The 14,595-nt window shown below is 68.1% G+C and carries 11 protein-coding genes; 6 read left to right on the top strand and 5 right to left on the bottom strand.

All coding sequences use genetic code 11. From position 1 onward, the window contains the following. Positions 1-57: 57 nt before the first annotated feature. Positions 58-1,689: an alkaline phosphatase D family protein gene (locus tag H7V21_RS07855; protein ID WP_188056259.1), complete on the top strand. Its 1,632-nt coding sequence runs from the start codon at positions 58-60 to the stop codon at positions 1,687-1,689. 34 nt (positions 1,690-1,723) lie between these two features. On the opposite strand, the gene pepN is transcribed toward H7V21_RS07855, so the two are convergent. Beyond that, a complete protein-coding gene (gene pepN, locus H7V21_RS07850) occupies positions 1,724-4,318 on the bottom strand; it encodes an aminopeptidase N (RefSeq protein ID WP_188056258.1) in 2,595 nt (864 codons plus the stop codon). 119 nt (positions 4,319-4,437) lie between these two features. Here pepN and H7V21_RS07845 point away from each other — a divergent pair, with 119 nt between their 5' ends. The 3 genes from H7V21_RS07845 (at position 4,438) to H7V21_RS07835 (ending at position 8,616) form a co-directional block, all read left to right on the top strand. Then, a complete protein-coding gene (locus H7V21_RS07845; protein ID WP_188056257.1) occupies positions 4,438-6,105 on the top strand; it encodes a M28 family metallopeptidase in 1,668 nt (555 codons plus the stop codon). Positions 6,106-6,176: 71 nt separating this feature from the next. After that, positions 6,177-7,763 (top strand): M28 family peptidase, encoded by a 1,587-nt coding sequence (locus H7V21_RS07840; protein ID WP_262504063.1) that lies wholly within the window; start codon positions 6,177-6,179, stop codon positions 7,761-7,763. Between the two features lie 7 nt (positions 7,764-7,770). Next, positions 7,771-8,616, top strand: a complete 846-nt coding sequence (locus tag H7V21_RS07835; protein WP_262504062.1) for an NAD(P)-dependent oxidoreductase — start codon at positions 7,771-7,773, stop codon at positions 8,614-8,616. On the opposite strand, the gene H7V21_RS07830 is transcribed toward H7V21_RS07835, so the two are convergent. The 4 genes from H7V21_RS07830 to H7V21_RS07815 all read right to left on the bottom strand — a co-directional run bounded on the left by H7V21_RS07830 (position 8,526) and on the right by H7V21_RS07815 (position 13,388). Next, positions 8,526-9,452, bottom strand: coding sequence for a DMT family transporter (locus H7V21_RS07830; protein ID WP_262504061.1), 927 nt, complete (start codon positions 9,450-9,452; stop codon positions 8,526-8,528). The genes H7V21_RS07835 and H7V21_RS07830 overlap by 91 nt on opposite strands. Further along, a complete protein-coding gene (locus H7V21_RS07825) occupies positions 9,449-10,450 on the bottom strand; it encodes a threonine aldolase family protein (RefSeq protein WP_188056254.1) in 1,002 nt (333 codons plus the stop codon). Before H7V21_RS07825 ends, H7V21_RS07830 begins: the two co-directional genes overlap by 4 nt. 47 nt (positions 10,451-10,497) lie before the next feature. Then, positions 10,498-12,729 carry a transglycosylase domain-containing protein gene (locus H7V21_RS07820; RefSeq protein ID WP_262504060.1) on the bottom strand — a complete coding sequence of 744 codons (2,232 nt, stop codon included), beginning with the start codon at positions 12,727-12,729 and terminating at the stop codon, positions 10,498-10,500. A 92-nt stretch (positions 12,730-12,821) separates the two neighbouring features. After that, positions 12,822-13,388, bottom strand: a complete 567-nt coding sequence (locus H7V21_RS07815; RefSeq protein ID WP_188056253.1) for an HNH endonuclease — start codon at positions 13,386-13,388, stop codon at positions 12,822-12,824. Between the two features lie 97 nt (positions 13,389-13,485). On the opposite strand from H7V21_RS07815, the gene gluQRS reads away from it, so the two are divergent. Further along, positions 13,486-14,358, top strand: a complete 873-nt coding sequence (gluQRS, locus tag H7V21_RS07810; protein ID WP_188056252.1) for a tRNA glutamyl-Q(34) synthetase GluQRS — start codon at positions 13,486-13,488, stop codon at positions 14,356-14,358. 9 nt (positions 14,359-14,367) lie between these two features. Further along, the gene (locus tag H7V21_RS07805) at positions 14,368-14,595 is read left to right on the top strand and encodes a twin transmembrane helix small protein (protein ID WP_188056251.1); all 228 of its coding nucleotides are present in this window, start codon (positions 14,368-14,370) and stop codon (positions 14,593-14,595) included.

Here is a 14,595-nt window from a genome sequence, read left to right as displayed (position 1 = left end):
GTCACGAACCCGCCACATGGCGGAGGCAAGCAGCGGCCGACCCAGGGAGATTGCCACATGACGCTTCGCATCGATCGCCGTTCCTTCGTGCTCACCGGAACGCTGGGGCTCGGCGCCTTTGCCGTGCCCGGTTTCGCGAAGACGCCCAGCGTGGCGGATGCGACCGGCTTCACCCATTCGGTCGCCTCGGGCGAGCCCGCGGCGAACTCGGTACTGCTGTGGACCCGCTATGTGCCTGCTGGCAGCGGCGCGGCGGACCTCAAGGTCGAGCTTTCGCAGACCGAGGATTTCGCCCGGATCGCAGGCGGCGGCCAGATGACGACCGGCCCCTGGCGCGATCACACCGCCAAGATCACGGTCGAGGGCCTCGCGCCCGGCACTTCCTATTTCTACCGGTTCGTGGCGCCGGACGGCAGCTTCTCGCCGGTCGGGACCACCAAAACGCTGCCGCAGGGGGATGTGGCGCGCTACGGCATCGCCGTCTTCTCCTGCTCGAATCTCCCGTTCGGCTATTTCAACGCCTATGGCCATGCCGCGCGCCGGGACGACATCGATCTGTGGGTCCACCTCGGCGACTATCTCTACGAATATGGCCGCAGCGGCTATGCGCCCGCGGGCGGTGCAGTCGACGGCCGCTGGCCCGAGCCGGCGAGCGAGATGATCACGCTGGCCGATTATCGCCTGCGCTACGCCAGCTATCGCAGCGACCCCGATCTGCAGGAGCTGCATCGGGTGAAGCCAATGCTCGCGTCCTGGGACGATCACGAATCGACCAACGACAGCTGGGAGGGCGGCGCGCAGAACCACCAGCCCGAGGAAGAGGGCGACTGGAGCGTCCGCAAGCAGCTGGCGATGCAGGTCTATCGCGAATGGATGCCCGTCTCTGACGCGCCGTGGGGCAGCTACGACATCGGCAGTCTCGCCACCTTCTTCCGCACCGAGACGCGGTTGCTCGGCCGCACCGAGCCGCGCAACCTCGGCCCCTTGTTCCAGCAGTCGAACCCGATGCAGGCGCTCGCCGAGTTCCGCGACGGCGCCTGGCGGGATCCGGCGATGACGATGCTCGGCACCGAGCAGGAGGCATGGCTGGCGGCGGCGATGGCGCGTTCGGTCCGGGCCGGGCAGCGGTGGCAGCTCGTTGGCTTCGGAACCATCCTGGGAGACACCAAGGTTCCCGAGGCGGCGGCAGGCTGGCTATCGCCCGACGCGCCAGCCCGCACCCAGGCCTATGTTCAGGCGGGCATCCTGGCGGGCAAGGCGGGGCTGCCGTCGAACATGGACAGCTGGGGCGGCTATCCGGCAGCGCGGGCGCGATTCCTGTCGTCAGCGCAGGCGATGGACGCCGAGCTGATCGTGCTGTGCGGCGACAGCCACAATGCCTGGGCGTTCGATCTGATGCACGAAGGCCGGCCGGCCGGCGTCGAGTTCGCCGGCCACAGCGTGAGCTCGCCGGGATATGAGAGCGCGACCGCGGCCCATCCCGCGGTCATCGCACGTGGCATGGTCGAGGCGAACCCCGAGCTCAAATGGTGCGACACGTCGAACCGCGGCTATATGGCGCTGACGCTCACGCCCGAGCGGGCGACCAACGACTGGGTCTTCGTCGACACGATCCTCCAGCGCAGCCTCGCGGCCCGGGTGGGTCACAGCGCGACCGTGCTGCGCCGAGCGAGAGCGATGGCGGGGTAGGCGAACGCCTGCCCGCATCGCCGGCGCGACCTGTTCAGTCGAGGCTCTTCGACGCCTGCTCGAACGTGTCCTTGCTTAGCCCGGGGGTTTTCACGATCCGTTCGAGTTCGGCGCGCATCTTCTCGGCGCGCGCCGGATCGAATCGCTTCCAGCGGCCGAGCGGCGGCACCAGCCGCGCGGCGGTCTGCGGGTTGAGCTTGTCGAGCGCGATCAGCTGGTCGGCCACGAACCGGTAGCCGCGTCCGCTCGCGTCGTGGAACGCGCGCTGGTTGACGCTGAACGCGCCGATCAGTGCGCGGGCACGGTTGGGGTTGGCGAGTGTGAAGTCGCGATGCTCCGCCAGCTCCTCGACGATTCGGGGCGTGTCCTCGCGTGCGGCGAGCGCCTGGGTCTGGAACCATTTGTCGAGCACCAGCGGATTGTCGCGGTAGCGGTTGTAGAAGATGTCGAGCGCCGCCACGCGCTTGTCAGACGCGCCGTTTGCCAGCGTGGTGAGCGCACCCTGCCGGTCGGTCATATTGTCGGCCTGCTCGAACTGGACGAAGGCGAGGCTCGCCGCGTCGGGTGCGCCGCTGGCGGAGATATAGCCGAGCGACACCGATTTGAGCCGCCGTGCGCCCTTGGCCGCAGGAGAGAGCTCGAAGCGGTTCGCGCGCGCGCCTTCATAGGCCATGCGCCATTCGCGCTCGAGGTTGCGGCCGAGATCGCGCCGCAGCGCCTCGCGCGCACGGAAGATCGCTTCGGGCTCGACCACCGCCATCTGGTCGCCGATGAAGCTGTCCGAAGGCAGCAGCACGGCCTCTGCGATAAACGCCTGGTCGAGCCGCGCGTCGAGCAGCGTGTTGCGCACTGCCTCGACCACCGGCCCGTGATCGGCGGTGCCGTCGGTGGCCGCGCCGACCAGCGTGTCGAGCATCAGCTGCTGCATCGCCTCGTAGCGGGCGAAGGGATCGTCGTCGTGCGCCGAGAGGAAGGCGAGGTCGGCAGGCGTGCGGTTGGTGTCGACGATCACCGGCGCCGAAAATCCGCGATTGATCGAGAGCACAGGCTTGTCGGTGATCCCCTCGAACAGGATCTCCTCGCTGGTATCGCTGAGCAGTACCAGCCGCTCGTCGGTGAGCGGGCCCTGCGCCTCGTCGCCGAACAGCCGCAGCTTGAGCGGCAGCACCATCGGCGCCTTTTCCGGCTGGCCCGGCGTCGGCGGCACGGTCTGGCGCAGCTTCAGCAGCGCGCGGCCGCTGCCGGGCTCGTGCGTCAGCGTCGCCGAAACGCGCGGCGTGCCCGCCTGGCTGTACCAGCGGCGGAACTGCTCGAGATCGACTCCGCCCGCTTCCTCCATGCACTGGACGAAATCCTCGCAGGTTGCGGCGGTGCCGTCGAACCGCTCGAAATAGAGGTCGGTCGCCTGGCGGAACCTCGCGGGGCCGAGGATGGTCGCCATCATCCGGATCAGCTCGGCGCCCTTGTTGTAGATCGTCGCCGTGTAGAAATTCGAGATCTCGATATAGCTGTCGGGGCGCACCGGATGCGCGAGCGGCCCGGCGTCTTCCGGGAATTGCGCGGCACGCAGCGCGCGCACATCCTCGATCCGTTTCACCGCGGGCGAGCCCTGATCGGCGGAAAAACCCTGATCGCGGAAGACGGTGAAGCCTTCCTTCAGCGAAAGCTGGAACCAGTCGCGGCAGGTGATGCGGTTGCCCGACCAGTTGTGGAAATATTCGTGCGCCACCACTGCCGCGATCGCGTCATAGTCCTGGTCGGTTGCCGTGTCAGGATCGGCCAGGATGTAGCGCGAGTTGAAGATGTTGAGCCCCTTGTTCTCCATCGCGCCGAAGTTGAAGTCGCCCACCGCCACGATGTTGAACACGTCGAGGTCATATTCGCGGCCATAGACTTTCTCGTCCCAGGCCATGGAGGTCTTGAGCGCCTCGAGCGCATGGTCGGTGCGCGGCAGATCGGCCTCGCGCACCCAGATGCCGAGCTGCACCACCCGGCCCGACATCGTGACGAAGGTGTCGCGGTTCGCCACCAGATCGCCCGCCACCAGTGCGAAGAGATAGCTCGGCTTGGGGAAGGGGTCGTGCCACTCGGCCCAGTGGCGCCCGCCGTCGAGCTCGCCCTGATCAACCGGATCGCCATTGGAGAGCAGCACCGGAAAGCGTGCCTTGTCCGCCGTCATCCGCACGCGATAGCGGCTGAGTACGTCGGGCCGATCGGGGAAGAAGGTGATCCGGCGGAAGCCCTCGGCCTCGCACTGGGTGCAGAGCATCCCTCCAGAGGCATAGAGGCCGATCAGCTGGGTGTTGCGTTCGGGCGCGATCGCGACTTCGGTCTCGACGCGGTGCTGGGTGCCCGTGAGCGGCACGACGAGGGTCGGCCCGTCCATTCGCCAACTGTCGATCTCCGCGCCGTCGACGCGCACCGCCAGCGGCCGCAACCCGTCGCCATCCAGCCGCAGCGGACGGTCGTGCGCGCCGGTGCGCTCGACCCAGAGCGTGGCATGTACGCGCGTTTCGGCGGGGTCGAGATCAAAATCGAGCGCGATCTCCGGCACCTGCCAGTCGGGCGGAGTATAGGCGTCTCGACGGGTTACGGACGGGGCTTCGGGTGCGTTCAGAACATCTGCCATCGCCGGCGAATATAGGAGCAAGTCGCAGCGCTTCCATCGAAAAGCGCGGTCGGCATGCTTGCGCCGTGCTGCTGGACTGGTACACCTCGTGCCAGAATCGCCGTATCGAAGGATCCCGAATGCTCCGCACGACCATCGCGCTCGCACTGCTTGCCGGCGCCGCTCCGGTTTTCGCCCAGGAGGCGCCGCAGACGGCTGCTCCGGTCCAGGCCGCTCCCGCCTATCCCGATCTCCCGCTCGAGCAGGCGGCGATGCGCGCGCACGTCCTGTTCCTCGCCGACGACACGATGCAGGGCCGCGAAGCGGGAACCGAGGAATATGACATCGCCGCCAACTATGTCGCGGCGCGCTTCTACGCCAATGGGTTGCGCCCGGCTGGCGACAATGGCGGCTTCCTGCAGCGCGTGCCGCTGATGAACTACAAGCCTGCCGAGCACGGCAGCTTCGTGTTCACGCGCCGTGGCGCCGAGCCGGTGACGCTCAGCTTCGGCGAGGATTTTGTGCCCGCCGGCGACCCGACGAGCGAGACCACCACGGTCGATGCGCCGCTGGTGTTCGTCGGCTGGGGCATCCATGCTCCCTCCGAAGGCCGCGACGATTATCGCGGCGTCGACGTGCGCGGCAAGATCGTCGTATTCCTGAACGGTGTGCCGGAAGAGCTGCACAGCGAAATCCGCGCGTCGCTGGGCAGCGCGAATGCCAAGGCGGACATGGCCGGGCGGCTCGGCGCGGTCGGCGCGATCGCGATCGATAATCCCGGGCCGCGTTCGCTGCCCTTCGCCGCGCAGGCGGCGAACTGGCAGCGCAGCCGCACCACCTGGGTCAATCCGGACGGCAGCGGCCATGTCGATACGCCGCAGACGCCGGTGCTCGGCACGCTGAGCCGGGAAGGTGCGGCCAAGCTGTTCCAGGGCGCACGAACCTCGTGGGAGCAGGTGCAGGCGGCGGCAGCGGATTCGAACGCGCGGCTGCGGGCCATGAACCTGCCGGGCCGTCTCGCGGTGACGCTCAAGACCGAGCGCGAGCTGTTCGAAAGCGCGAATGTCGCCGGCCTGCTGCCGGGCAGCGATCCGGCGGTGGCCGATGAAGTCGTGGTGCTCACCGCGCATCTCGACCATGTCGGCGTCGGCCGGCCGGTCGAGGGCGATTCGATCTACAACGGCGCGATGGACAATGCGGTGGGCATCGCCTCGCTGATCGAGGAAGCGAGCCGTTTCCAGAAATCGGGCGAGCGGCCGCGCCGCTCGATCCTGTTCCTGGCGGTGACCGCCGAAGAGAAGGGGCTCGTCGGCGCCGATTATTTCGCCGAGAATCCCAGCCTGCCGGGCAAGACGCTGGTGGCCAACGTCAACCTCGACATGCCGATCCTCACCTATCGCTTCGAGGACGTGATCGCGTTCGGCGCGGATCGCTCGACACTCGGCCCGATCGTGCGCCGCGCCGCGCAGAACATTGGCGTCGGCTTCTCGCCTGATCCGATGCCCGAGCAGAGCCTGTTCGTCCGCTCGGACCATTATCGCTTCGTCCAGCAGGGCATTCCCTCGGTGTTCCTGTGGCCCGGCCATGCTGGCCCGGGTGCCGAAGGAACCAATCACTTCTTCCAGCACCATTATCACCGCCCGTCCGACCAGCTGGATCAGGCGCCCGTGATCGACTGGGAGGCAGGCGTGCGCTTCATCGAAGTCAATTATCAGATCGCGCGCGAGATCGCCGATGCCGACGCGCGGCCGGTTTGGAATGCGGGCGATTTCTTCGGCACGCTCTACGAAGGCCCGATGGCCCGCTGACTTCGCAGGATTCGCCTGCCGCCAGATATGAAAGGACCCGCATGCGCCGTTCCCTCCTCCTAGCGGCTTCGATGCTGCTCGCTCCCCTCGCCGCAACCGCGCAGACGCTGCCGCAGGAGCAGGCGGCGATGAAGGCACATGTCTCGTTCCTCGCGTCGGACGCGCTGCGGGGTCGCGAGGCGGGCACCGCCGATCATCTCGTCGCCGCGGAATATATGGTGTCGCAGATGATCGCGGCGGGGCTTCAGCCCGGCGGCACCGACGGCAGCTGGTATCAGCAGGTGCCGCTCGTCAGCTTCCAGCCGGGCGAGGCGAGCAGCATGCGTCTCCTGCGCGACGGTACCTCGACGGCGCTGGCGCTCGGCAGCGACTTCGTCGTCGATGCCAATCCGCTCAAGCCCGAACAGCAGGCATCGGGCGACGTGGTGTTCGCCGGATTCGGGATCAATGACGACGCCCTGGGTCGCAACGATTATTCCGGACTCGATATCGCCGGCAAGATCGCCGCCGTTCTGGTCGGCGTTCCCCAGGGTCTCGACGAAGCGGCGGCGGAGCGGCTGGGCGCAGTGAGCGAGAAGGTGCGGATGGCGCGAGAGGCGGGCGCCGCCGGCGTGATCCTGATCGAATCGCAGCAGCAGCGCGCGCAGGTCCCCTGGGCGATGATCGCCAATTACCTCGGCCGCCCGCGCATGACGACGCTGGATGGCGAGGGCCAGCCGAAGGTCAGCGGCGGCGCCGACAACCGGCCGCTGGGGCTGCTGAGCCGGGAAGGCGCCGAGAAGCTGTTCGCCGGCTCGACGATCGACTGGGCATCGGTGCGCGCCGCCGAGACCACGGGTGAGCCGATGCCGATGGGGCCGCTCGGCGTTTCGCTCGACGCGACCGTGGCGACCGACGTCACCCGAGTGGAAAGCCCCAATGTGATCGGCCTGTTGCCCGGATCGGATCCCGTGCTGCGCGACCAGTATCTCGTGCTGTCGGCGCATCTCGATCACGTCGGTGTCGGCGAGCCCGACGCCGAGGGCGACACGATCTACAACGGCGCTATGGACAATGCGATCGGCAACGCCACGCTGATCGAGGTCGCCCGCCAGTTCCAGCGCTCGGGCAATGCGCCCCGGCGGAGCATCCTCTTCATCTCGCTGACCGCCGAGGAGAAGGGCCTGCTAGGATCGAGCTATTTCGCGGCGAATCCCACGGTGCCGGTCGGCTCGGTGGTAGGCGACATCAATTTCGACATGCCGATCATCAGCTATCCGCTCGTCGATGTGGTCGTGCTGGGGCAGGAACATTCGACTCTCGGCCCGGCGACCGTCGAGGCCGCGGAGCAGGTCGGCCTGACGGTCGTTCCCGATCCGCTGCCGGAGGAGAATTTCTTCGTCCGCTCGGATCACTACAGCTTCGTGCAGGCGGGAATTCCGGCGATCTCGATCGACAGCGGCCCGGGCGGCGAGGGAGCGGCGGCGATCCGTACCTTCCTCGACAATCACTATCACGAGCCCTCCGACGAGATCGGCCTCATCAACTGGCAGTCGGCAGCGAAATTCGCCGACCTGACCTACACCGTCGTCCGCAACGTGGCCGATGCGGACGCACGCCCCGCCTGGAACCCGGGCAACGAATATGGCGTGCGCTTCAACGGCTACGGAGCGCAGTGAGCCGCACTTGCGGCTGCTGATCCTCGGCCTTGGCTATACCGCCTCGCGGCTGGCGGCGCGCCTGCGCGACCATGGATGGCGCGTCGCCGGCACCACGCGGCACGGGCGCGAGGGCAGTATCGCCTTTGCCGACACCGAACGCGTGCGGTTCGAAATCCGCGAGGCGACGCACATCCTTTCGTCGGTTCCGCCGGCCCAGGAGGCGGAACCGGTACTTGCAGCCTATGGGCCCGACCTGGCCGCGTCGGGCGCGTGGCTCGGCTATCTTTCCTCCACCGGCGTCTATGGCGACAGCGGCGGCGGCTGGGTCGATGAAAGCGCGCCGACCGGCATTGGCCGGCGCATGGCCCGCGCCGCGGCCGATGCGGCGTGGCTGGCGCTGCCCAATGCGCATGTGTTTCGCCTGCCGGGCATTTACGGACCCGGCCGATCGCCGCTCGATCGCGTGCGCGAGGGGCGGGCGCAGCGGATCAACGCCGGCGGACAGGTCTTCAGCCGCATCCATGTCGATGACATCGTCGAGGGGCTGGTGCGCGGACTGCAGGGGCCGGCGGGTGCGTACAACCTCGCCGACGATCTGCCCGCGCCGCAATCGGACGTGATCGCCTGTGCCTGTCGGCTGCTCGGCCTGCCGGTGCCGCCGCTGGTGCCGCTGGCGCAGGCCGATCTCTCGCCCGCCGCACGCGCCTTTTATTCGGAGAACCGCCGCGTCGCGAACGGCAAGGCGAAGCGGTTGCTTGGCTTGACCCTGCGCTATCCCGACTATCGGTTCGGCCTGCGCGCCCTGAGCGCCACCACCAGCCCGGCCAGCGCCAGCAGCGCGCCGGCCGCCGCGAGCGCGGACCAGCGATAGCCTTCGAACAGAGTCGAGAGCAGCATCGCGATCACCGGCACCAGCACGCTCGAATAGGCGGCCTTGGCCGGTCCGATCACGCGGATCACTCCGAAATAGAGCGTGAAGGCCAGCGCCGAGGCGAAGATGCCGAGATAGGCGATGCCGGCGAAATAGCCGAGCCTCCACTCCACCGTCGGCGGACCGGCGGTGACGAATGCCCAGAGCGCGTTCATGCCCGCGCCCAGCAGCATCGCCGTTCCCAGCATCGGCACCATCGGATAGGCGCGCGAGGTCTTGGTCGCCTGCATCACATTGGCCACCGAGGCGGAGAGCACGCCGGCGAAGGTGATCGCGACTCCGGTGAGCACATTGCCTGTAGCACTCGGGTCCTGCCGCGCCTCATGGATGAAGAGCAGCGCGACTCCCGCCATGGCGATCGCCGATCCGACGAGCAGCTGCCGGCCGAGCTGCTGGCCCAGGAAGAGGCGGCCAAGGATCGCGTTGGGCACCAGCAGCAGCGCGAACACCACTGCGACCAGCCCGGACGTGACGTAAAATTCGGCGCGATAGACGAAGTTGAAATTGAGGACGAACTGCATCAGCCCGAGCACCGCCGCGAAGCGCCAGCCGCGCACATCGAGCCGGAGCGGCTGGCGCTTGGCAATAGCCCAGCCGAGCATCACCAGCCCCGCCACCGCGAAGCGATAGGTGACCGACCAGCTAGGCGGCACCTGGCCGATCTGGTCGCGGATCACGATCCAGGTCGATCCCCAGATCAGCGTCACGACGAAGAAGGGAATGAGGATCGCCAGCCGAGTCGAGCGCGGCGGCTCGACTATGTCCTCGTTGCTCACAGCGCGGCGATCGCGTCGGCGAGCGGGCGGATCGCCGCTTCGGAATGATCCCAGCTGGTCACCAGCCGCGCTTCGCCTGGTCCCCAGTCGTAGAAATCGAAGCCCAGCCCGCGCAGTCGCGCGGCCTCTTCCGCACTCACCTTGAGGAACACTTCGTTGGCTTCGACCGGATGGACGAGGCGTTCGCCGGCTGCCCGCGCCAGCAGCGCGGCCGCGGCGTTGGCGGCGCGCGCATTCGCCAGCCACAGATCACCGTCGAGCATCGCCAGCAGCTGTGCCGCGAGATAGCGACCCTTCGACAGCAGCAGACCGGCACGCTTGCGGCGATAGAGAGTCGCATCGGCAAGATGTGTGTCGAAGAACACCAGCGCCTCGGCGCTCATCCCCCCGTTCTTGACGAAGCCGAAGCTGAGCGCATCGACTCCGCCGCGCCAGCTCAGCTCGGCCGGGGTGCAGCCGAGGTGCGCGACTGCATTGGCAAAACGGGCGCCGTCCATGTGGAAGCCAAGCCCGCGTTCCTTCGCCAGCACCCCGATGGCCGCAACTTCGGCGGGCGTGTAGACTCGGCCATATTCGGTGGCGTTGGTGATCGAGATCGCATGCGCCTGCACCTGGTGTACGTCGTCGCGGATGCCGGCAAGCACCGCCTCGATCGCTTCGGGGGTCAGCTTCGCGGCGGGCCCTTCGCCGAGCAGCAGCTTGGCGCCATGGGTGTAGAAGCCGGGTGCGCCGCATTCGTCGGTGTTGATGTGCGCCTCGCGGTGGCACACGACCGCGCCATGCGGCGGGCAGAGCGCGGCGAGCGCGAGGCAGTTCGCCGCGGTCCCGCTCGGCACCCACAGGACGCGAACCTCGCGCTCGAACAGCTCGGAGAAGCGGCCGTCGAGCGCCTTGCTCCAGCGATCGCCGTCATAGGCGGTGTCGAGCGTGTTCGCGGCGGCGAGCGCGTCGAACACGGCGGGCGAGACGGGGGCGGCGTTGTCCGAGAAGAAGCGCATGGCGGCGCCTTGCGGCAGTGTCCGCGCCTGCGTCAACAGCGGCTTTTCTACTGTGGCTGGTAGAGCGGTTCGCCGTCGCCTCGGGGGAGCGGCTGGCGCTGCGGCGGTGGCGCGATTCCGCGGCGTTCGGGCGGGAGGATCTCGAGCCGGTCGGGGCTCTCCTTCCGGTCTTCCACGGGTGCGCCGGGCTCGGCGACGGTGATGCCGCCATCCGGGCCGACTTCCAGGCTGAAGCCGCGCCCGCGGAACTCGCCTTCCAATCCGAACGGAGCCTCGTCGAATTCGATCGAGAAGCCCGGCTCCGTCTCTTCGACAGCGGCTTCCTCGACCTGCGGCGGGGGAGCGGCGCGTCGTGCGGAGACGCCGAGCGCCGTGGTCATGAAATCGCGCCAGATGCGCGCCGGAATCGCGCTGGAAAGGCCCGCGTTCGGCGTGTTGTCGTCGTTGCCTACCCACACGCCGACGACCAGATCGCCGGCATAGCCGACGAACCAGGCGTCGCGATTGTCCTGCGTCGTCCCGGTCTTGCCGAACGCGTCGATCGACAGTCCGGCCGGGCGGCTGGTGCCTTCGCGGATCGAAGCGGCGAGCAAGGTTCGCATCCCCTCCAGCTCACGTCGCGAGAGCGGCGATGCGCCGGAGCCGGAGAGCCACCGCGTGCGGTCCTGATCCTCGGGCAGACCGCGCACCCGCACCGGTGCTTCGCCTGCCGCGATCGCTGCATAGGCGGCGGTCAGTTCGATCAGCGAGACGTTCGACGTGCCGAGCGCGATCGAAGCGTCGGCGGGGATCCGCGTGGTGATCCCCAGATCGCGCGCGGCACGGATCACTGCCTGCGGGCCCACCTGACGAATCAGCCGGGCCGCGGCGACGTTGCTCGATCGGGCGAACGCCTGCCACAGCGGAATCTGCCCGAGGTACCGGCCGTCGCTGTTCTCCGGCGACCAGTCGCCGAGCGTCACCGGCTCGTCCCGAACCAGCGTGTTCGGAGTCATTCCGCTGCGCAGCGCCGCGAGATAGACGAACAGCTTGAAGGTCGAGCCCGGCTGGCGCCGCGCCTGCGTCGCTCGATTGAACGGGCTTTCGCGATAGTTCCTGCCGCCGACCATCGCCACTACGGTGCCGTCGGGGCGCATCGCGACCAGCGCCGCCTGCGCCTTGCGCAGCCCGGCATTTGCCACCGCGCGATCGGCGGCGCGCTGGAGCCGAGCGTCGAGCGTAGTCTGCACCGTCTGCTCGCTGGCGATTTCGCCGGCGCGGTCGCGCGCCTGCGGCAGCACCCAATCCGCGAAATAGGTGCCGCTGGGAAGCGCACGGACGCGATGGGTGTCGAGCCGGGCTGGGCGGACCTCCTCGGCCTCCTCGGGGTCGAGCAGTCCGGCATCGACCATCGCGCCGACCACCAGCTGCTGCCGCTCGCGCGCGCCGCTGAGATTGCCGGTCGGCGCCAGCCGCGACGGCGCCTGTACCAGCCCCGCGAGCATCGCGGCCTCGCCGACGCTCAGTTCCTCGGGCGTCTTGCTGAAATAGTGGCGCGCGGCGGCGGTGAGGCCATAGGCATTGTCGCCGAAATAGACGTTCGACAGATAGCGCGAGAGAATGTCGTTCTTGCTGAGCCAGGCTTCGAGCCAGAAGGCGATGAGCATCTCCTGAAACTTGCGCCCCATCGTGCGGTCTAGGTCGAGGAACGCGTTCTTGGCGAGCTGCTGGGTGATGGTGCTGCCGCCCTGGCGGACGCCACCTTCCGAGAGGTTCGCGAGCATCGCCCGCGCGATGCCGCGCGGATCGATTCCCCAATGGCCGTAGAAGCGGCGGTCCTCGATCGCGATGAAGGCGTTGCGGACATGCTCGGGCAGTTCGGCGGCGTCCACCGGCGCGCCGATATTGGCGCCGCGCCGCGCGATCGGCGTTCCGTCCGACGAAAGCAGCGTGATCGAGGGCGGCGCGGGCGGCTGGAGCGATTTGGAAAGTGGGGCGGTGAGCGTCAGCCAGCCGATCGCGACGATCATCAGCACGATCAGCGCCGCAACGCCGCGCACGACCCAGCGCCACGGGCTTGGCCGATAGACCACCGGCAGGTTGGTCGTGTAGCTGCCGGGCGCGGGCTCGAACGGCCCCGCAGCGACGGACGGCCCCGGCGGAGAGGGCGGACCGGGAGGCGCGGGGCGCAGCGGTACCTTTGCCGAGCGGCCGGGCGGCAGCCCGCCGGTCAGCTCCAGCGGATCGCCGCTGCCGTCATGCCGGACGCGGGTCCAGTCGAAAGGATCGGAGTCGCTCACTCTTGCTCGCTCGATCCGCTGTATTAGCGATATAGAACAGGCCGTTCAAGCAGCCGTTTCGACCGTTGCGTGGCAAGGTGGAGATCGGGTTGTCAGGCCTCCAGCTCGACGTCCCAATAGAGCCAGTCGCGCCAGGTTTCATGCAGAAAATTCGGCGGAAAGCGGCGGCCGTGCTCCTGGAGCTGCCAGCTGGTCGGACGGATCGGCTCGATATGGAGCGGCATCGCGGCCTGTTTCGGCGTGCGCCCGCCCTTGCGCAGGTTGCAGGGCGCGCAGGCCGTGGCGACGTTTTCCCAGGTGGTGCGGCCGCCCTGGGCGCGGGGAATGACGTGATCGAAAGTGAGGTCGCGCTGGGAGCCGCAATATTGGCAGCTGAACTTGTCTCTGAGAAAGAGATTGAAGCGCGTGAAGGCAGGGAATTGGGAGGGGCGAACATATTGTCGGAGCGCGATGACCGAAGGGAGCTTCAGCCTCGCGCTGGGACTTCGGACCTCGCGTTCATAGTAGCTGACGATGTCGACCCGTTCGAGGAACACTGCCTTGATCGCCGTCTGCCAGGGCCACACGCTGAGCGGATAATAGCTGAGCGGCGTGTAATCGGCATTGAGGACGAGTGCGGGACAACTGTCCGGATGCCGGATCAGATCGGGATGATACATGCGCTCCCCTCGCTCTCGTTTCCGGCATGCCTTTCGGCAATCAGGATGACGCCATGATGACAGCACAGCGTGCGACTCGCGGTCAAGGGCCACTTTGATGTTGGTCACCACCCGCTTCGCCCCCAGCCCCACCGGCCAGCTGCACCTCGGCCACGCCTATTCGGCGGTGCTCGCGCATGATTTCGCCCGCGCGAACGGCGGCCGTTTCCTGCTGCGGATCGAGGATGTCGACGGCACCCGCAGCCGCCCCGAAAATGTCGATACGATCCTCGCCGACCTGCACTGGCTGGGGCTCGACTGGGACGGCGAACCCGTATTCCAGTCGCAGCGGCTGCCGCTCTATCAGGCTGCGCTCGACCGGCTGAGGGGAATGGGCCTGCTCTATCCCTGTTTCTGCACGCGGGCAGAGATCGCGCGCGAAGTCGCAGCGAGCGTTTCGGCGCCGCACGGTCCCGACGGGCCGGTCTATCCCGGCACATGCCGCGCCTTGCGGGAGGACGAACGCGCCGCGCGCGTCGCGACCGAGGCGCATTGCTGGCGGCTCGATATGGCGGCCGCAGTCGGGCGCGCCGGGCGAGCACTCGACTGGCACGACGCGTTCGCCGGGACCGTCCGCGCAGCTCCCGCCATTTTCGGCGACGTGGTACTCGCACGCAAGGATGCGCCCGCTTCCTATCATCTTGCCGTGACGATCGACGATGCGGCCCAGCGCGTGAGCCACATCGTGCGCGGGCGCGACCTGTTCGACGCGACTCACGTCCATCGGCTGCTCCAAGCGCTGCTCGCGCTTCGCGTACCGGAATACCGGCACCACGCGCTGCTCACCGACGCCGCTGGACGGCGGCTTGCGAAGCGCAGCGGCGCGCCGGCGCTGGCGGCACTGCGCGCGGCAGGAGAGGACGGACGTGCGCTCGCGGAAACATTGCGTTCGGGCTCTCTGCCGGTTGGCATCGCGCGCGCGAAGGACTAGATTGGGGGCATGAACCTTTTCCTCGTCCTGCTTCTGATCGCGGCGATGATCGCGACTGTCGTTGCCCTCGTGCGGGGCATCGTTGCCTTCATTCGTACCACGGAGGCGGATCTCAACGGCACCGGTCCCAGCGCGTCGAGCATGCGATCGAACAAGATGATGCAGGCGCGCGTGCTCTTTCAGGGCGTGGCCGTGGTGATCGTCGCGCTTCTGCTGCTGCTCGCCGGCCGAGGCTGA

Origin of the sequence: Sphingosinithalassobacter sp. CS137, assembly GCF_014334115.1 — a bacterium.
In the GTDB taxonomy this organism is placed as follows: domain Bacteria; phylum Pseudomonadota; class Alphaproteobacteria; order Sphingomonadales; family Sphingomonadaceae; genus Sphingomonas.
The sequence above is the reverse complement of the archived record's forward strand: the minus strand, read 5'-3'. Positions and strand labels throughout refer to the sequence as shown.